The organism is Crateriforma conspicua (genome assembly GCF_007752935.1).
In the GTDB taxonomy this organism is placed as follows: Bacteria; Planctomycetota; Planctomycetia; order Pirellulales; family Pirellulaceae; genus Crateriforma; species Crateriforma conspicua.
In genome coordinates, this window is the sequence record NZ_CP036319.1 from 5,233,101 (window position 1) to 5,252,160 (window position 19,060).

Below are 19,060 nucleotides of genomic sequence, written 5' to 3' on the forward strand. Positions count from 1 at the left end.
TTTTTCTCCCAGCCGGTACGATTCCGTTTCTTCAAAACCGGCGGGTGATTATAGCCCCCCCCCTCTGCCCACCTGTCAAATTCCGATTGAAGCGGAACGGAATCGCGGGTTCGTGCCCAGTGGAGCGGCGGCGAGGTTCGGGCATTGGCGTACCGATGCCGCGAACCGTTCGCTCCGCTCTTTCGTTTTGGTCCTGCGGTTGGAGGGTGCCGCAAAGCCGGCGCGATCAGGCGGCGGTCTTCAAGAACGAGGCCAATCGATCGGCACGCGAAGGGCTTTGCAACTTGGCAACCGCTTTGGCTTCGATCTGACGGACCCGTTCGCGGGTGACCTTGAAGATGCGACCGCATTCTTCCAGCGTGTAGCTGTAGCCGTCGACCAATCCGTAACGCAAACGGATGATTTCGCGTTCGCGGAACGTCAGCGTTTTCAGCAGTTCGTCGATCTTGCCTCGCAGCATTCCGCTGGCGGCGGTTTGGACGGGATTGCAGTCTTCGCTGGACTCGATGAATTCACCAAAGCTGCTGTCTTCTCCCTCGCCAACCGGTCGATCCAAGCTGACCGGATGTCGCCCGATGTCCATGACGCGACGGACTTCTTCGATCGGCACTTCGGTCGCGGCTGCGATTTCTTCATAGGTCGGTTCGCGACGCAATTCTTGTGTCATGCGTTTTTGCGCCTGACGCAGTTTGCTGAGCACGTCGATCATGTGGACCGGGATGCGAATGGTGCGAGCCTGGTCGGCGATCGCGCGGGTGATCGCTTGACGAATCCACCACGTCGCATAGGTGCTGAACTTGAATCCGCGACGGTATTCATACTTGTCGACCGCACGCATCAAGCCCGTGTTGCCTTCCTGGATCAAGTCCAAGAATGACAGGCCACGGTTGCGATACTTCTTCGCGATCGAGACCACCAGTCGCAGGTTCCCGCTGCTCAATTCACGTTTGGTCGCTTCGTATTCTTCGAAATGGCGGCGAGCCTTGGTGACACGGTTGTGCAAACTGGTGGGGCTTTCCTGGGTGACCAACATCAGTTCGCGAAGTTCTTGGCGAATGTCAGCCGCTTCGTCACGGCTGAGTGCATCGGTGCCCAAGTTGTTCAACCGATCACGCAGAAAATTCATGCGTCGCGAAATCTTTTCCATCTGCCCCAACAGCGGCGTCACGCGTCGGCTGCGCAAGCTGAGTTCTTCGACCAGTTGCAAACACTTGCGGCGACGGCGAATGAAACGCTTGCGAACCTCCGCCTTCAATCGCGGCGACGTGCTGCGACGGACCAGCATGCCGAAATCATCCTTGTTCTGTGCGATCAGCACGTTCAACGTCCGCAGGTTGTGCGGCATGCGTTGGCTGATCTGTTCCTTGGTCAGACATTCGGTCAGCGACACCTTGATGGTCCGGTCGAACGGCAATTCGCCATCGTGAACCTTGTGCAGGACTTCGACGGTCGAACGCAGGGCGTAATCGGATTCCAACAGTGTGCGTCGGAACTGTCGGCGTGTGATTTCGATCTTCTTCGCCAACGAGATTTCTTCTTCGCGGCTGAGCAACGGGATGTTGGCCATTTGGCTCAGGTACATCCGGATCGGATCATCGCTGGTGCGGCTGGTTTCGCCGGCGACGGCCAGGCTGACTTCGGCGTCGCCCATCGCGTCGGCCTCGGCGGCCATGTCGGTCAAACCGGAAACGTTCGGGGCAGGGCAGTTGGCGGCCACCAAGCGTTTCTTTTCGGCGCCTTCGATCAGGCGAATGCCGCGGCGTTCGATCGCCAGAATCAGCCGATTCAGTTTTTCGGGATTAACGTCTTCGTCCGGCAGATACGCGTTGACTTCGTCGTAGGTCAGGTAACCATCCTTGGTTCCCTTTTCGATCAACGCGTTCAGGTCTTGTTCCATCAATTGCATCGGAAAGCTCCGTCTTATCTTCAGCGTCCATCGTGACGCCTGGGTCATGAAAATCGTTCTCACGTTTGCGGCGTTCGGATGACATGACCGGCCGAGGCCGATCAATTTTTGCGGGTGGTCATCCGGCAGCCGACTTTGGTATCCATCCGTCGGTCGTGTGCTGGGCCGTGTTTCTCCTGCGGGGAAAAGCGAAAGCGATTTTGCGATCGAAAAGTTCGTAAAGGTCCGTGTAAATTCGAGCGTCCGAGTCCTTGCGGTGGGCGTGCCAGCCGACACCAACGGAACACCTAGTTTTCTTGCTCGGTCGGGGTTTCGATGCCTTGCCGAAAACGCTCGGCTTCCAACAGTTCTTTCAGCAGAGCCAGTTCCTGGTCGTCATCCAGGGTGGCCGATGCCAAGCGCTCGATCTGGCGTGTTTTTTCAGACTCGAATTCGCGCTCGCGGTATCGCGTGATGATCGCGGTGTAGCGACGGTCGGCATCCTCGGATGATTGGCCGCTGCGTAAGCCGACGCGATGCTGGAGCGTGACGATTTGGTTTTTCAGTTGCTCGTTGTCCACCATCAACAGCAACGAATCGACGTCCAAATCACGGCCAGCCAAATCCAGGTCTTGATAGGCGGACAACAACATCTGTGCCGTGTTGCTGGACAACCAGGACGGGTCGATCGCTTCGACGGCCATGCCGGCCAATTCGGGACACTCGATCAACGCTTCGAACAATTCACGGTCAATTCCGCTGATCGGCGTCAAACGTGCGTTTGGCGTGCCGGCCGATCGTCCGGCGATCACCGCCGGTGCGTAGGGCGATGCCGATTCGTCATCATCATCGGCCATGCTGCTGAGCATCGCGTTGACATCAAGGTCCGCGGCACCGGTCGCCGCCGGACGTGGCGGGGGCGTTGGACGTGATGGACGTTTGGTCGCAAAAGGCTTTCGCGAATTTTGGCTTCGTTCGGACCGCAGCACATCCAAACGTCGCTGAATCCGATCGACGGCGATGCCCGACGCGTCGGACAAGCGGACGATCAACTGTTCGTGACGAATGTCGTCGCCGGACGACTTGGCCATGATGCCCAAGACCGATTCCATTGCGGTGGATGCCGCGTGGGTGTCCTTGCGCCAATCAACGCCTTCGGAAAGCTTGGCCAATTTGTGATCGAACGCGTCGGGCGACTGCTTGACCAATTCGTTGAACGCGTCGGCGCCATTTTGATGGATGAAGTCGGCGGGGTCCGAGCCATCGGGCAGCGTCAGCACACGCAAATCCACGCCCGCACCGACGAACAGCTCCAACACCTGATCGGCGCGACGCTGGCCGGCATCGTCACCGTCCAACACCAAGACGACACGATGGGCGAATCGTTTCAGGATGCGAACATGAGCTTCGCCCAAAGCGGTTCCCAGCACCGCGACGACCGGTTCAATGCCGGCTTGTCGTGCGGCGACCACATCGGTGTAACCTTCCATCACCAGGACTTCGCCGCCGTGACGAATCGCGTCTCGGGCAAGTTGCAATCCGTAAAGCTGTTGCGACTTTCGGAACAGCAAGGTTTCGGGGCCGTTGATGTACTTGGCCGCTTCGCTGTTTTCGCTGCGCTGTGCGATTGCGGGAATGACCCGGCCGCCCATCGAAATCGGACGGTCTTGCAAATCATGGATCGGGAAGATCAGCCGACCACGAAAGCGATCGTAGTGTCCGTTGCCGCTGCCACGTGCGATGGCCACACCGGCGGCTTCGGCGACCGCGCCGCTGAAGTTTTTCTGTTGCAAGTGATCGATCGCAAAGGACCACTGGTCGGGCGCAAAGCCGATCCGAAATCGCCGGCGGCTTTCGTCGCTGATCCCTCGTTGGACCAAGTACTGCCGAGCCAAATCAACTTGGTCGCCCTTGCCGTGTTTCAAATGCTTGTAGTAAGCATCAGCCACCGCGGCGATCGCATCAAACAAGGTCGCACGGTCGTCCGGATCGCCCGGCTTGGTTTTCTTGCCGCGACGGAATTCTTCCATCGCAATACCGGCTTGTTCGGCCAAGGTTCGCAGGGCGGTGGGAAAGTCCACCCCGTCACGTTGCATCACGTAACTGAAAACATCCCCGCCGATGTCACACACCCAACACTTCCAAGACTGGCGTTCGGGGTTGATGGTCAGCGAGGGGCGGCGGTCGTTGTGGAACGGGCAGCGAACGACGAAGTTGCGGCCCTGCGGACGCACTTCGGTGCCTTGGCCGATGACATCCAGGATGTCGACCGCGGCGCGCACTCGTTCTTTCAGGTCGTAGTCCGCCGATGTGGACAAGCGACAATTCTCCCGTGCTAGTGATCGGTCCATCTGTCACCGAAACGGCGAACCGTCCCTCCCGGACGGCAGACGCCGGTCGCCAAAACGTGACCGGCCAATCGTCAGATAATTTTCGATCGTTACGTACATCCCTGTAGCGTGGTTTTGCGGTGTCGCGGGGCCATCCGATCGATGGCCACGGGGTCGCAAAACAAGTTCGCCAAGAGCAGCCAAAGAGTCTGTCGCAACGGCCAACACTGGGTCAAGATCATTTGACTGAAAAACGCGGGTGAAACCGATTTTGGCTAAAGCCTCCGGTTTTCGCCCCAAAAAACGGGAACAGCTGCGTCGATCCGCCCCACGTGGCTCCGTCCGAACTTCCCTTCCTGCGTCGCGACCTTAGCCGACCAGGATTTGGCGGACCAACCTTTCGGGCACCTCCGACGCACCAAAGCCGATTTCCCCCCAGACCGCTGTCGGGCCGAATCGTGCGATCGCCGCCGCGTTGCTGTCCGCCGACGCCGGTCGCTGGTTCTGCGTCTGGCACAGCACGACCCCATCCGGGAAAACCTGTCGCTCGGTCGCCGCGATACAAGTCGCCAACGTCTGGTGGACGCATCCCAGCCGATTGGCCGCGACGACCAGCAACCGGGCATCGGCAAACTGCTGGAACAAGTCGATGTTCATCCACCGGTCACTGATGGGACTGAACAGACCGCCCGCCCCTTCAATCAACACGACATCGAATTCGCCACGAAGCCAAGGGTCCGCCCCCCGCACCAGCATGCCTTCGTCCACCGATCGACCGGCCAGCTTGGCCGATTCCGGCGGCGACAATGCCGCTTCGAAACGTTGCGGACACACTGCGTCCAAATCCAACGGCTTGCCGGCCGCCCGCCATAGCTGGACGGCATCGTCGGCGACCAATTCATTGCCCGACCGATTGCATCCGCTGGCGGCGGGCTTATAAACGCCGACCCGCTTTCCTTGTCCGTTCAATGCAGCAGCCAACAATGCGGTAACGTACGTCTTGCCGACGTCGGTGTCGGTCCCCGCAACGAACCAGACATTCGCACGGGACCGCTGTTCTGTTTCCGAATTCAACCCACCAACCTGTCGATTTAACTACGTGACAAAAAACGTTCGCCTGGCACTGGTCCAGATGCGTGATCAAGGGTCCGCGCTGGCCTGTGTCGATCAAGCCGAAAAGCAGATCCACGCGGCCGCCACCGATGGCGCCAACGTGGTCTGCCTGCAGGAGCTTTTCAATGGCCCCTATCCGTGCCAAAGCGAAGACCACCGACGATTCGACGATGCCGAATCGATTCCCGGCCCGACCGTCGATCGCTTGGCCGGTGTGGCGAAAGAATTGGGGGTCGTGATTGTCGCGCCGATTTTCGAACGTCGCGGCCCCGGGATGTACCACAACAGCGCCGCGGTCTTGGACACCGACGGCAGCATTGCCGGCGTGTACCGAAAGATGCACATCCCCGACGACCCATTGTTTTACGAAAAGTTCTATTTCACTCCCGGCGACGCAGGCGGTTTTCGACCGATCCAAACCAGTGTCGCGCGACTGGGCGTGGCGATTTGTTGGGACCAATGGTTTCCCGAGACCGCGCGACTGCTAAGCCTGGCCGGCGCGGAAATCCTGTTGTACCCGACCGCCATCGGCTGGATTGATCAGGAGAAAGCCGAATTCGGTGCGGCCCAGCGTGACGCTTGGATCACGGTGATGCGGTCCCATGCGATCTGTAACGGCGTGTTCCTGGGTGCCCCCAACCGCATCGGTGTCGAAGGCAAATTGGAATTCTGGGGCAGTTCCTTCGTTGCCTCACCCACCGGCCAATTGCTGGGCCAATTGAGCGACCACGAGGAAGGCATTCTGATTGCCGATTGCCAACTGCCGCAGATCGACGTGGTGCGCACTCACTGGCCTTTCCTGCGTGATCGACGCATCGACGACTATGGCGATCTGACACGACGCTGGATCGATCACCAGGACACGACACCGAAACGATGTGGCTGATCGCGACCGACGAAGCGGGCTATGGTCCCAAACTGGGGCCGCTGGTGATCGTCGCCACGACCTGGAAACTGCCGACGTCCGAGCCTGATTTTGCGAAGGCTTTTGAACACCTTGCAAAACCGGTCCGCTGCGGCGAAGCGACGATTCGCATTGACGATTCCAAAGCGATCTTCCGTCCGGCGTCGCGTAATTCCAAAAACGCCGCGTCGTTGATGCCAGAGATTGAATTGCCCGCGGCTTTGACGCCGTTGCATCTGGTGACCAGTGCAGTAGCCGCGACGCTGGAAGTCTCAGAAAAAAATTCGGCTTGCAGCCGCGAATTCACCGACTGGCTGGACCGCATCAATCCCCAGGACGCGTCCGATCGGGCGCAGACGCCCTGGCTGGATCTGCAAGGCACACCACCGCTGATGTCGCCGGATTCGGTCCGACCGATCCTGGATCATTGGTGCCCCACATCCACGGCAGATGAACACAGCGTCGCCCGCCTGTGCAACGTTCACTGCCGCGTGATCACGGCAGGCCGATTCAACCAGATCTGCGACGACGGCAAGAATAAATCGGACCTGCTAACCCAAGCGTCGCTGGGTCTGGTCCGTGATGCCATCGTCTCAGCCGACTCCAACGGCAAGTTGCCCGCTGACATCCACGTGTTCTGTGACCGACACGGCGGTCGCCGGTACTATGCCGATGCGATCGGACGAACGTTAAGACCAGCAGACCAAAACAACGCAACACACGAATTTGCACCGGAGACGATCGAAATCATCGAAGAAGCTTCGCAAATCAGCCGCTACACGGTCGGTGACGGCGAGCGTGAAATCCGATGGAACTTCACCGTCAAAGGTGACCGCTTTGCACCCGTCGCAATGTCATCGATGATCGCCAAGTACATCCGCGAACGCATGATGGGCGCGATGAATCGCTACTTTGCCGATCGCCATCCGGGCGAAACGCCTTTAAAACCCACCGCGGGTTACCCCCAAGACGCCAAACGATTCCTCGTGGACATTGCCGACCAAATACGACGTGACGAAATCGACATCGACCGTCTGGTTCGGCAACGTTAGGTCCGCGTCCGGCACGCCGACCTATTTGTTGATCACCGAAACGGACTTCCGCAGCCACGGATCCGCCGAAACCTGTGGCGGTTTTCCGCTGGCCGTCTTCAGCGTGCCGATCCGAATGGTTTCCGTCAGACGGTAGGGGAAGGGACGCTTCGCCGGATCGCCTTGCTTGTTCCCGTCCGGGTCGGCCAACAAGTACATGCCTTGGTAACCACTGGGAACAACGGAATCGTCCACCAGCAAACGATCGATCGCGATCGACTTGGGCATGAAGCACGGATAGCCAAAGTCGTGCGTTCCGTCGTTGCTGACGCCTAACAGTGCCGGCCACGTCCGAGATCCGGCCGCGGGAATCCAGCGGCATCGATTGATCACGACCTCGCCTTCCCAAGTGCTGCCGTAGTCACTGCGCAGATTGACCAGCGACCGACCGTGCAAGGTGGAATCTTCCACGACCAAGCGTCCGCGTCCGATCGCATTCAATCCCGCATGCCCCAGCGTGCACCCCAAGATCTCATAGCGTCCCGACACGCCCATGTGCGTGTCCATTCGTGACAACACGCAATCCTTCAGACGAATGTTTTTGCAAAAGTTGGTACCGATCACGCCCCACAGCGATCGATCCAGAATGTCATCCATCCGGCAACCGACCATCAAAAAATTGACCACCGAATTGGCCGTATAGTCGTAAGATCCCATGCTGACGGGCTGACCAGTCGATCCGATCGTTTTGTACGTCTTGTGCCCGGTGGCAAAGCAGTCGCGAAGCGTGACGTTCGCACATTCGCTGACGCTGATAAAGCCCGAATAGGGGTGACCGAATTCGCCTTCGCCTTTGATCCGGTGCTCCAAGCCGACCACTTGGGTATTGGACCGCAGAATCTTGATATTGCGTGACCAGTAGTTGTACCCGACGTCCTGCCGCATCTGATTGGCGATCGTGGTGAATCGGCCGCCACGAATCGTCAAGCGATCCTGATCCATCGGGTTGGCGACCACCCGAGTGACCGCGGAATAATCCCAGTCGATGTTGCCTTCGATCGAACCGTCACGACGCAGAATAAAACAGTCACGCTGGGCGGTTCCCGAATTCTGGTTACGTCCGCGACGACGATAACGTTTCACGTTGTTGTCGTAGACCAGCACATAGCAATCTTGTTCGGGCCGGACGTCCAAGCGTTTTTGGTCTCGCTTCAACCGCTTGATCGCAAGCTTGGCCGGCTTCAGCAGCGATCGGACTTCGAACAGTGTCTTGCGGTGGTCATCCACTTCCACGCTGTCGTCGATGATGAATTGGGACGTCCCCCAATCCGTGTTAGTTGCGATCACCGCCGTCAAAGCTTGTCGGCCCAAATGATAGGTCGCCTTGGGATTGGACCGAACGCTCAGGCCGTTTCTGTTGGCATGTTCATGCGCTTTGCAAATCGCCGGCAAGTCGTCTGCCACGCCATCGCCGACCGCACCGAACGCTTCATAAGTCACCACCTGCGAATCGGCGGCAGACGCATCGACGCCTCCACAAGCGACCACAAGGGCAAACGCGATTCCCAGACGATTCATTCGGCAACGAACAGACACAACCCAACCTTTCATTCAGTCCAACCATTTCATTCACGCCCCATCCGACCGATCCAACCGTTCGTCATATCGACGCGATCACTTCCAGACACGACGCACCATCATCGCCATCTTGCAGAAAACATTCACCACGCATTCTGTCGCATCCCAATGGCGGGGGCCCCTGGGCAATACGCCCCACGCAACGAAACCGTGGTGTTCCGGCCGGCATCAGCCCGCCGATGCGCCAGCCATTTCCCGTAATTGCTGGATCGCCTTGGCCATGGCGTTCGTGTCGATTTCGTGCACATCGACCGGGTCACCGATGTCACGCAGCATCGTGATGGTCAAACGCCCACCAAGATGCTGTCGAAATTCTTCCAAGCCTTGGAATAAACGATCGACCGGATCGATCGCCTCATCCCACAGCGGGACGCCCAACCTGCGCAGACAGTCGATGACTTTTTCGGCCGCCTGCGTGGGAAACCCGAGCACCAAAGACGAATAAAGACAGTCGATCGCGACACCGATCCCCACCGCTTCGCCGTGACGCAATCGATACTCGGTCAAGGGTTCAAGCCGATGCGCCGACCAGTGCCCAAAATCCAAAGGCCTTGCTTCCAACATCTCGAAGGGATCCCCACCCTGAGTGATGTGCCGCAGGTGGTGGACGCAAGATTCGCGAATCGCGACCCGACAAGAACGGCTGTCGCGGGCGCGAATCTGATCCGCATGATGGTGCAGCCATTCGAACCCCGCCGCGTCTTTCAACAAGCTGACTTTGACCGCTTCGGTAAACCCCGATCGGAAGTCACGGTCCGGCAAGGTCTGCAACACCGACGCATCATTGATCACCGCCCAGGGGACCGCGAACGTGCCGATCCAATTCTTCTTGCCAAAGTAGTTGATGGCGTTCTTGACCCCGACGCCGCTGTCGGCCTGCGCCAAAACGGTGGTCGGCACACGAATCAGCCGTATCCCACGGTGGGCAATCGCCGCAGCAAATCCGGCCGCATCCAAAACCGCTCCGCCGCCCACGACGATGATCGTGCTGCGGCGATCCAAATCGTGGTCGTTGATTTGCGACAGCATTTGCCGCAGCACGACTTCGGAATTCTTGACCGCTTCGCCGCCTTGGACCTCCAACACCGGGGCAACCAGATTGATCGCATCAGACGACGACAAACGTTGCGATAAACGCAGCGGAAAATTGCCCGCCGCGGCGACTTCCGCATCCACCCACAACAGGACTTTGGCGGACGTTCCCGGCACCACGTCGATCGCCAATAGTTGCTCCAGCACCGCAAACTGAGGTCCGGCCAGGTCCGTCGTCATCCGCAGGCGATGGGTTTGTGGCACCGCAAATGCAATGTCCAGCGCTTCGTCATGGCCCTCGGGCGAATGCGAAGGGGGCACGGCGGATTCCTCGGGCATGTCGGGAACAGGGTTGTAATGGTTCACGGAAGTTGGGAATGACCAAGGGATTGCAACATCACCGGCCGCGACGATCAACCTGACGTCGTCAACGACACCAGCCCCATCGACGCGACCCACACCAACGACAGGGCTCAGGGCGTTTCCTTTTCCCAGCCACGCCAGACCCAGCGCAGTGTGTCGGGGAAAATGGCTGTACCGTGTTCACCATTGTGACCACCAGTGCCGTACACGAATTTGTGGTCATAGCCTTTGAACTTCAACGACGCCGACAACTCTTGATTGGCCAGCGGCCAGTTGCCGTGCATGTTGTCCAAGTCGCCCGATCCGTCTTGCATGAAGACGCGCAGCGGTTTCTTTTCCGTCTTGCGCACCATGGCCTCGTAATTGTGCCCGCCACGGATGTTGACGAAGCTGCCGATGTGGGACACCACTTTGCGAAAGCTGTCGGGCCGGTGCCAGGCGACGCCGAACGCACAGATGCCGCCGCTGCTGTTGCCACAGATCGCACGCAGTTCAGGGTTCTGGGTGATGCGAAATTCCTTTTCAACTTCAGGCAAAATTTCTGTCAGCAAAAATTCTGCGTAGTCCCCGCTGACGGTGTCATATTCGAAACTGCGATTGGTCGGTGTCGGCTTCCAACCTCGCTTTTCCGGCAAGTCCTTGTGGGTACCGGGATCAATCATCACGGCAATCGTGACCGGCATCTGGCCTTTGGCGATCAAATTGTCGAACACGACGGGCACTCGGTACCCCGAATCGACCGATTCAAAATTGTGCCCGTCTTGGAACACCATCAATGCCGCCGGTGAACTGCCGTCGTACTGCGCCGGGACGTAAACGCTGTAGCGTCGCTTGGTGCCGGGAAAGACTTTGCTTTCGGTCCATTCGTACTGCGTCACTTTTCCGTGCGGAACGTCTTGGACTTTGGAATCGGGACCGATCTCGTACTCTTCAGCCCATGTCGGAACCGTAACGACCAGCGTGGCCGCCAAACCGAAACATAGAAACAGAAAACCGCGTCGCTCGGCGGAGACGGGCAATGCGACTGGGATGGACCGATGCATGATCAATCGCCTTGGTGGATGGGATGCAAATAGCGGGAATGGATGGAGGGCGAACGTCGCCGTGCGAAACGGATTCCACCAACGCAAAGACGATCGGGATCCGCGTCGTGGTCGGGGATCTTCGCCGGCAACGGTGAAACGCCAAGCAAGACGTCGGGCAGGGCACCGGAAAGGGCGAAGCATGGGGGCAGGCGAGCGAGCCGTTCATTCTAATCGGAAAGAATGTCGCACTGGACGCCCCGACCGCCGGAATTCTGCTCTTTGCCTGGCGTGCCGGTACAACAATTGCCCTGTCAGCGGTCATCACCACCGGCCGATTGACCACAAGTTTGCCCCAAAGTTCGCACCGGATACGGAACCCGGTCGTCGCCGATCCCCATTTCCAGATTCGCCATCATGAGTTATCGCCTGAAGCCCGGCGAAACCGCCGCCCACATGACTCGCCGCGTCGCCAAGGAACAGATCCGCGAAGCCTTGCTGGAGATCCGATCTCCGGAAACTGACGACGCCGAAAAGGTCCACCAACTGCGAAAGCGGTGCAAGAAAATTCGCGGCCTGCTGCGATTGGCTCGCCCGGCGATGCCCAAAACCTACGACCGAGAAAACGCACGCTTTCGAGACTTGGCACGCAAGTTTTCCGAGCTCCGTGATGCTAAGACACAACTGACCACTTTGGACCACATCGCCTCGGAAATCCCATCGACCGATTCAACCGAATTGACCGAAGCCTACCTGCAAGCCCGACAGTTGCTGCAACGCGAACGTGCCGATTTGCGCGAAGCCCGATCGCTGAAAAATCAAGACGACCGGTGTAGGAATTCGAAGTCTGAACTGCAATCGATTTGGAAGGATGCCAAGACGGAGCTGCAACAAGCCCTAGGTGGCATCGACAACTGGAAGTGGCGTGACGGCAAACCGGGCTCGTTCGAATCCCTGGGCGAAGGCCTGCAAAAAACGCTCGGCCGTGCCCATGACGCGATGCGAACCGCCACCGAAGATCCATCGACCGATCACATGCACCAGTGGCGAAAACGGGTCAAATACCACTGGTATCACCTGCGTTTACTGCAGCCGATTTGGAAACAAGGCTTGGCCGGAAACCGCGACGATGCCAAGAAGCTGGCCGAAGCATTGGGGGACCTGCACGACGTCGATGTGCTGGGCGAAACCCTGCGGCGATTCCAAAAGGAAAATGAACTGCCGTCCGGTGCTGACCAGCTGATACGGCGTTTAGACGAACGCCGAAACCAGCTTTCCCGAAAAGCACTGCGACGCGGGCGACGTCTGTTCGCCGAGTCCCCCGCGGCGTTTAGCAAACGTTGCCGCGTGTACTGGAAACTGGCCCGCAACGACGCGTGACCGGTGCTGGCTATTTTTTGACCAGCGACCAGTCGCGACGCTGACGACTGCTGGGGATGCCCATCTTTTTGCGGTACTTGGTGACCGTCCGACGGGCGACCGTCATCCCGGCTTTCTTCAGCTCTTCCACCAAGTGCTCGTCGGCCAACGGTTTGGACTTGTCTTCCTTGTCGATCAATTCCTGCAGTTTCAAGCGGATTGTATCCCAGGCCACGTCTTCACCGTCTTCGGTTTTGGTCCCACCGACGAAGAAGCGACGCAGCGGCAAGATACCCCGCGGCGTTTGGATCCATTTATCATCGACCGCACGGCTGACCGTGGTCACGTGAACCCCCACGTCATCGGCGACCTGCTGCATCTTCAACGGTTCGATCGCCTCGGGACCTTCGTCCAAAAACCGCTTTTGGTGCGTCACGATCGCTTCGCTGACTTTCAGCAATGTGTTACGGCGTTGGTTGATCGAATCGATCAGCCACTGGGCCCCGTTGACCTTTTGCTTGATGAATTCGCGTTCTTCATCGGTGCAGTCCGACGCCTGCAGTCGTCGCCGGTAATACTCGCTGATCCGCAAACTGGGGATTCGGTCGTCTTCCAAACGGACTTTGTATTCGCCGTTTTCGTCGCGTTCCAGAATGATGTCCGGCGTGACGTTGGGGACGTAAGTCTCCATGAACGCCGCACCCGGTTTGGGATTCAGCTTGTGCAGTTCTTCCCGCAGTTCCTGGATCAGCTCGATCGAGTATCCCGTTTTTCGTGCGATCTGGGGCAGCCGGTTTTCGGCCAGGTCTTCCAGATGCGACTCGATCAGCGTGGTGATTTCGTCCAAGTGCGGATGGTCGGGCGGCACCTGTTTCAACAAGCATTCGCTCAAGTTGCGCGAAGCGATCCCCACCGGCTCCAGCGACTGGACAACGGCCAACGCCTCTTCGGCTTTCGCAAGTGCTTCGTCCGCATGACCGGCGGGCAGCAAATCGACCAGCGGCGTTCGCAGGTAGCCACCGTCGCGGGCGTCCAACGTGCTGATGATCCGTTCGGCGACCTGTTCGACTTCGTCGTCGATGTCCATTTCAGCCAGCTGATGCAGCAGAAAATCGTTCAACGATTCCGGTCGCGACTGGGCGTTGGCCATCAAATCGTGCCGGCGATCCATATCGTCTTGGATGCCACCGGCACTGCGACGGAACGAATCGTCGAATGAACTGGGCAGATCATTTTCCGAATTGGTCAGCCGTTCAAAATCATCGCGATTGTCGCTGTCATCCCGGACGACCAATTCTTTTTCGTCTTCGCTGCGTGTGTCCGATGAAGGCACGTCGTCGGACGATTCCTCGGCACTCAGCGGGTCCGTTTCCAGCTGTTCCAACAGCGGGTTTTCGGTCAATTCCTGGTCAATGCGTTCCTGCAAAGCCAGCGTGGGCATCTGCAGAATCTCCATCGACTGGATCATCCGGGGTGCCAATTTCTGGACTTGCATTTGGCGGGCCTGCAGGCCCATCGACATGCGCATGACTGATTTTCACTTTTTGAAAAAAGGACGTCCTTGAAAGCGACACTCCCGTCGCCCGACCCACCGTTGGTCGGTCATTCCCGTCGGCCGACACGGGCAAATCGCCGGCGTGCCCGCGTTTCGTGGCGGCACGGGTTAAACGCGGGGATTGCCGAGCCGCGGGATTGCCGACAGGCCCCGCGGTCAGCACGCCGCGTTCCGAACGGAAGCCCGATCTTAATACGCGAATTTCGTGCCGAAACCCATTATAGTTTTTGTCGACCGGTTAAGGCATCCGCAATCACTTCGCGATTGGCGTATTCCAGAATGCTTCCGGCGGTGATCCCACGGGCCAGCCGAGTGACCTGGACCGGAAATTCGCCCAGCAGGTTACTGACGTACAGTGATGTGCCGTCGCCTTCGACCGTCGGATTGGTCGCCATGATGACTTCCACGAAATTTCCGGTCCGCACGCGATCCACCAAGGCGTCGATCGTCAATTGATCCGGACCGATGCCGTCCAGCGGCGCGATTCGCCCCAACAGGACGTGGTACAGCCCTTTGTAGACACCCGATTGCTCCAAGCTCATCAAGTCACGCGGCTGTTCGACCACGCACAGCCGCGTGGCATCGCGATTGGGATCGCTGCAAATCTGGCACGCGGTCGTTTCGCACAGATTGAAACAGTGCTCGCAATACCGGACGTCCTGGCGGACGCGCCGAATGGCGTCGGCCAATGCGATCGCTTCGGATTCATGGACGCGCAACAGGTGGAACGCCAGACGTTCGGCGCTTTTTCGTCCGATTCCCGGCAACCTGGACAAGTGATCGACCAGATCGGATACGGCCCCGGATTGACCTGAATTGTTTTGCGACGCCATGACCCGCGGGCTCACTTGCTGCCGGTCAGACTGGCCAACATCCCGTCGATGCCGGGGACGTTCAGGTTCATTTCCGACACCATGTTGCTGATCGCGTCGGCGTACATCTGTTTGGCCGCCGCACCGGCGGCATTGGTGGCCTCCAGAACCGCTTCTTCCAATTCCGCCCCGACAAATTCAGGATCAATTCGGACCGACTGCACATGGCCGACGCCGTTCATCACGACCTCCACCCGCTGACACCCCGACGTTGCCGTCACGGATTCCGACTTCATGCGTTCGTTCAATTCCTGCATTTTGCCGGGCAACTCTTGAAAGCTGCCGACCAGACCGGCCAGGTTGCCGAGATTTCCGAGACCTTTAAACACCAGAGAACCATCCTGAGACAGAAGAAGAAAACGAACCCCAAGCGATCCGCTTCGATCGCCCGCCAAATTGTTTGGCGAAGTCCAGTGAATGCCATCCGTCCACGCCGACCGACGACGACGCCGCGACCGAATCAGCATCACCGATCGGCCAGAACGCAATCACACTTGGGGTGCCAAAGCCAACGGCGCGAAACACACACCTTGTTCGTCGAGTATGACGTGCGACCGCGAACCGGCAAAGTGTTGACGCCGCCGACGGAAACGTGACTTTTGAATGCGAGATGAATCGGATTCGCCGGGAAGCGGAACCCTGCGACGACAACCGGCTCGGCGGTTACTGGCTGATCATTCGCAGATAATCCAGCAGCGCGGCGTCATTCTGCTCGGCACTCTCGTACTCCGAGGCCAAATCCAACAAACGCTGCACCGCGACACGCAAATGGCGTTCGGTCACGTCCTTGCTGGACGACAGCGCATCGATGCGTTGCAACAGTTCCGCGGCGGTGGGCTCGCGGGGTTCGGAGAACTTCAGATAGCACCGACTCGCCGCAGACACATCGTGCCGGCCGCGCCTCGACACCGTCTCTGCCCATCCCAACACCGCCTCCACCAGACGACCATAGGCCTGCTCAACGGGATCCGCCTGAGACGGTCGAGCGGCGATCGGATGGTCGTCGGCAACTTGACGCTTGGCCCGCCGCTTTTGCGCCGCTTTCAATCGCCGCAATTGATCTTTTTTCACGTTCGGCACGCTGGGACGACACGGGTGACGTTGCAGGAAGAATCGACAAGAAACGGCGACCATGTCACCGAGTGCGCCCCAAGGGGTGTTGTTCCCAAAGGACTGAAAAGACCGGGCCGTATTTCGATGCCCCACAACCCGCCGCACCCCCAGGCGCGACCATCAACGGGCCGCGATTATAAACCGATCCCAACCCTTAAACACCCCAAAGGCACACAACGCCGCCACAAGCGACAAATCACCTGGCCCCCGACGACGGCCTTTTCAGGTCGCGTGGAAACACAAAAAAGGCCGCCCTCAATCCTCGCACTCGGCGAGCAACCAGGGGCGGCCTATGGATCGACGCTCGTCCCGGCGATACGCAAATGCGGACGACGGTGGACCAGACAACCGGACGCTATTGAACCAGCTTCTTCAGCTCGGCTTCCAGCTCGTCGCGGCTGACGTTGTGCCGGACCAGAGCCCCGCGTTTATCGATCAGCATCATCGTCGGCAACGTTTGAACGCCGAATTGCAAGGCCAGCGGGCTGGAATCCAATCCGCCGTCTTCGAACAGCTGGATCCAGGGCATGCTGTTGGCTTTGATGAATGATTCCGCTTGTTGCCGCGAACTGTCGACACTGATGCCGACGACTTCCAAGCCGGCGCGTCGGTACTGTGCCTTCAAACGGCGCAACTGCTTCATGTCTTCCTTGCACGGTTCGCACCACGTCGCCCAGTACTGAACGATCACCGGCTTGCCACGCAACGAAGCCAAACGGAACGGCTGGCCGGCGACGGTCTTGCCGCTCAGATCAACCGCTTTGCCGACACTATCCAGACGCCGGATCGCACCGGCCGCTTTTTGCGCCGCGTCGGTGCCTTTGAAACGGCTGGCGATCTGGCGGTAATAATCCAACGCTTCCTTTTCGTTGTCCTCGAACTCTTTGCCCAATGCCAATTGCAACATGGCTTGGGCAGATTCGGCGGCCCTCGGGTGTGCCTTCACGAACGCCGTCAATTGCTCCAAGTACCACTCTTGGACGTCGACCGAATCGGCACCAGGCTGCAACTTGGCCGCGTATTCCGTGCTCAGGACCTGGAAATCGATGTACGACTGCAGCGACTCGTCGGATCCCGCGTAGCGTTGACGGGCCTGCTTCAAACGATCCAGTCCCTTGGGATAGGCCCCGCTTTGAACGGCGAAACCAACGGTATCGACCAGTTGCCGCACCCACATTTGTTTGTCGGCGTTGCTGGGCGAATTGGCGATCAACTGTTCCACGACGTCCGCGCGACGGGCGTGCAAATCGGCCAATTTGGCGGCACTTTTTTCCTCCGCCAACTGACGATCAATCGCCTCCAGTGCGGTGACCATTTTTTGCATTTCCGCACCGCCGACACCGCCGGAAACGGCACCGGCACCGGTCGAGACGACGGGACGGAAAAAGATCCCCGCCGTTTGTTCGATCGCTTCGCCCGCGGCGGGCATGGATGGCAAATCCACCAGCTTCCATCCGTCATCGACTTTGATCATGGTGCCGATCACCAGCTGGCCGCTTTTCCCGTCGCTTTCATACATCGCCACGGCATTCTCGTAGACAATGAAATCGCGGGTGGCGTCTTGGGTGCCGGCGGGAACCACGCCGGGGGCGGTTGCGGTGAACTGAACCCAGTTGGCATCTTTGCCGATCGTCTTCTGTGAATCGGCCAATCGGGCAAAGCGGCGTGCGGCCAGCGATGCCTTCTCGGCCAACTCCTTCGCCTGAGCCGCGCCCAACCCGGCCCGAGTCAGATCACGTTGATCGGCCAACAGGGCACCGAATCGCTTCGCGTCGGCATCTCGAATGGCCGCGACCAGCTCTGCGGAAACCTCTTCGGCCGAAATCTGCTTCCAACGATCGACCGTGGCGTCTTCGTTATCGTCCAATCCCCAGCGGATGCCTTCGGTGCCCATCCAGCGGTATTGGTCGGCTTTTCCGTTGAAGTTCGAATCGACGTCGCGATAGACCTCCACGCCGTACCGGTAATAGCACCACAAGTCGACCTTACTGTCGCCGTTGGTGTCGGCGAATCGCCGCAGTGTTTCCCCTTCGGGCGAGACAACTTCCCAGCCCGCCCAATCATCGCGTTCGATATCTTCCAGCTTGCAACCGGTCGCATCGTCCACTTTTTGGTAGTCCACATTGGGCTGGACCGGCTTCAAACCGAGCGCCTGAGCCACGGTGGGAGCCGCCGAGGCGGTGGCCGACCAACCCAGCGTGGCAGCCATAGCGAAAGCGGGCAAAGAGCCTGATCGGCACAGATGTCCAAACATGTGATTCCAATTCCTTCGAAATCGATCGGTAATAGGGAGGGGGTGGGCGAGGGCCATTGCCCGGGCCTCGCGCCGGTACCGAACCGGCTCCCCGAGCTCGGAAACCGCCCACCGTCGCATCGTTTCGCCTGGAAAAGAAGGCTTCTTTTCCGGCAAACCACGCCGCGACAGACGGCTGGAACGTCGATTGTAGAGATTCACGGATTTGGCCGACACGTCGAAATTCGTCGGGCCACCCGACGGCCCACACGCTGCACGACCGACCAGGCGAATCGGTTGCCAAGACGCCCCATCCGCCCGGCAATTTGACTGAAGTGTCGATCGAGAAGGGCCGATGAAGAAAAACCTCGAAAAGTCCTGGTGGACTGCCTTGGCAGCCTGGACCAGGATGGCGTAAACTCCGCGACCCATCGGACGACGCTAGTTCGTTATCCGGTTCGGGCGTATAGCTCAGTTGGTTAGAGCGCATCGCTGATAACGATGAGGTCCCAAGTTCGAATCTTGGTACGCCCACTTTGAGGGACAGGGTCCCAGGCAAGACGGTTTCCAACCGGTTCGCCACCGACCCCACCTCCCTCGGCCCATTTTT

14 protein-coding genes and 1 tRNA gene are annotated in these 19,060 nt (G+C 58.9%); 4 read left to right on the plus strand and 11 right to left on the minus strand.

Going from position 1 to position 19,060, the window contains the following annotated elements; translation table 11 throughout:
• Positions 1–226: 226 nt before the first annotated feature.
• The 3 genes from Mal65_RS19130 to bioD form a co-directional block, all read right to left on the minus strand.
• Positions 227–1,906, minus strand: coding sequence for a sigma-70 family RNA polymerase sigma factor (locus tag Mal65_RS19130; RefSeq protein ID WP_145301226.1), 1,680 nt, complete (start codon positions 1,904–1,906; stop codon positions 227–229).
• 287 nt (positions 1,907–2,193) lie between these two features.
• A complete protein-coding gene (gene dnaG / locus Mal65_RS19135; RefSeq protein WP_196784299.1) occupies positions 2,194–4,203 on the minus strand; it encodes a DNA primase in 2,010 nt (669 codons plus the stop codon).
• A gap of 381 nt (positions 4,204–4,584) precedes the next feature.
• Positions 4,585–5,289 (minus strand): dethiobiotin synthase, encoded by a 705-nt coding sequence (gene bioD, locus Mal65_RS19140; protein WP_145301232.1) that lies wholly within the window; start codon positions 5,287–5,289, stop codon positions 4,585–4,587.
• Between the two features lie 25 nt (positions 5,290–5,314).
• Here bioD and Mal65_RS19145 point away from each other — a divergent pair, with 25 nt between their 5' ends.
• Both Mal65_RS19145 and Mal65_RS19150 read left to right on the plus strand, forming a co-directional pair.
• Positions 5,315–6,214 carry a carbon-nitrogen hydrolase gene (locus Mal65_RS19145; protein WP_145301235.1) on the plus strand — a complete coding sequence of 300 codons (900 nt, stop codon included), beginning with the start codon at positions 5,315–5,317 and terminating at the stop codon, positions 6,212–6,214.
• Positions 6,205–7,284, plus strand: coding sequence for a ribonuclease H family protein (locus Mal65_RS19150; protein ID WP_145301237.1), 1,080 nt, complete (start codon positions 6,205–6,207; stop codon positions 7,282–7,284). The genes Mal65_RS19145 and Mal65_RS19150 overlap by 10 nt, the downstream gene beginning before the upstream one ends.
• Positions 7,285–7,305: 21 nt before the next feature.
• On the opposite strand, the gene Mal65_RS19155 is transcribed toward Mal65_RS19150, so the two are convergent.
• The 3 genes from Mal65_RS19155 to Mal65_RS19165 all read right to left on the minus strand — a co-directional run bounded on the left by Mal65_RS19155 (position 7,306) and on the right by Mal65_RS19165 (position 11,339).
• Positions 7,306–8,859, minus strand: coding sequence for a hypothetical protein (locus Mal65_RS19155; protein ID WP_145301240.1), 1,554 nt, complete (start codon positions 8,857–8,859; stop codon positions 7,306–7,308).
• A gap of 210 nt (positions 8,860–9,069) precedes the next feature.
• Positions 9,070–10,254 (minus strand): 3-dehydroquinate synthase, encoded by a 1,185-nt coding sequence (locus tag Mal65_RS19160; protein ID WP_196784300.1) that lies wholly within the window; start codon positions 10,252–10,254, stop codon positions 9,070–9,072.
• A gap of 152 nt (positions 10,255–10,406) precedes the next feature.
• Positions 10,407–11,339: an alpha/beta hydrolase gene (locus Mal65_RS19165; RefSeq protein ID WP_145301243.1), complete on the minus strand. Its 933-nt coding sequence runs from the start codon at positions 11,337–11,339 to the stop codon at positions 10,407–10,409.
• A 396-nt stretch (positions 11,340–11,735) separates the two neighbouring features.
• Here Mal65_RS19165 and Mal65_RS19170 point away from each other — a divergent pair, with 396 nt between their 5' ends.
• On the plus strand, positions 11,736–12,698 hold the full coding sequence (locus tag Mal65_RS19170; RefSeq protein ID WP_145301245.1) for a CHAD domain-containing protein: 963 nt from the start codon (positions 11,736–11,738) through the stop codon (positions 12,696–12,698).
• A 10-nt stretch (positions 12,699–12,708) separates the two neighbouring features.
• Here the strand turns inward: Mal65_RS19170 and rpoN are convergent, their stop codons facing one another.
• The 5 genes from rpoN to Mal65_RS19195 all read right to left on the minus strand — a co-directional run bounded on the left by rpoN (position 12,709) and on the right by Mal65_RS19195 (position 18,426).
• Entirely contained in the window at positions 12,709–14,205 is a 1,497-nt protein-coding gene (gene rpoN, locus Mal65_RS19175; protein WP_165701385.1) for an RNA polymerase factor sigma-54, read from the minus strand.
• A 245-nt stretch (positions 14,206–14,450) separates the two neighbouring features.
• Positions 14,451–15,065 carry a recombination mediator RecR gene (gene recR / locus Mal65_RS19180; protein WP_145301248.1) on the minus strand — a complete coding sequence of 205 codons (615 nt, stop codon included), beginning with the start codon at positions 15,063–15,065 and terminating at the stop codon, positions 14,451–14,453.
• Between the two features lie 11 nt (positions 15,066–15,076).
• Entirely contained in the window at positions 15,077–15,433 is a 357-nt protein-coding gene (locus tag Mal65_RS19185; RefSeq protein ID WP_145301251.1) for a YbaB/EbfC family nucleoid-associated protein, read from the minus strand.
• Positions 15,434–15,767: 334 nt separating this feature from the next.
• On the minus strand, positions 15,768–16,175 hold the full coding sequence (locus tag Mal65_RS19190) for a hypothetical protein (RefSeq protein WP_145301254.1): 408 nt from the start codon (positions 16,173–16,175) through the stop codon (positions 15,768–15,770).
• A 397-nt stretch (positions 16,176–16,572) separates the two neighbouring features.
• Complete coding sequence (locus tag Mal65_RS19195; protein WP_196784301.1) at positions 16,573–18,426, minus strand: redoxin domain-containing protein; 1,854 nt, start codon at positions 18,424–18,426, stop codon at positions 16,573–16,575.
• A 484-nt stretch (positions 18,427–18,910) separates the two neighbouring features.
• Between Mal65_RS19195 and Mal65_RS19200 the strand changes: the two genes are divergently transcribed.
• Positions 18,911–18,984, plus strand: a tRNA-Ile gene (locus tag Mal65_RS19200).
• Positions 18,985–19,060: the final 76 nt, after the last annotated feature.

Excerpts from the sequence above, each read along its gene's own strand:
- Mal65_RS19130 (WP_145301226.1), bottom strand. The coding sequence starts at position 1,906 with ATGCAATTGATGGAACAAGACCTGAACGCGTTGATCGAAAAGGGAACC.
- Mal65_RS19150 (WP_145301237.1), top strand. The coding sequence starts at position 6,205 with ATGTGGCTGATCGCGACCGACGAAGCGGGCTATGGTCCCAAACTGGGG.
- Mal65_RS19165 (WP_145301243.1), bottom strand. The coding sequence starts at position 11,339 with ATGCATCGGTCCATCCCAGTCGCATTGCCCGTCTCCGCCGAGCGACGC.
- Mal65_RS19170 (WP_145301245.1), top strand. The coding sequence starts at position 11,736 with ATGAGTTATCGCCTGAAGCCCGGCGAAACCGCCGCCCACATGACTCGC.
- rpoN (WP_165701385.1), bottom strand. The coding sequence starts at position 14,205 with ATGCGCATGTCGATGGGCCTGCAGGCCCGCCAAATGCAAGTCCAGAAA.
- recR (WP_145301248.1), bottom strand. The coding sequence starts at position 15,065 with ATGGCGTCGCAAAACAATTCAGGTCAATCCGGGGCCGTATCCGATCTG.
- Mal65_RS19195 (WP_196784301.1), bottom strand. The coding sequence starts at position 18,426 with ATGGCTGCCACGCTGGGTTGGTCGGCCACCGCCTCGGCGGCTCCCACC.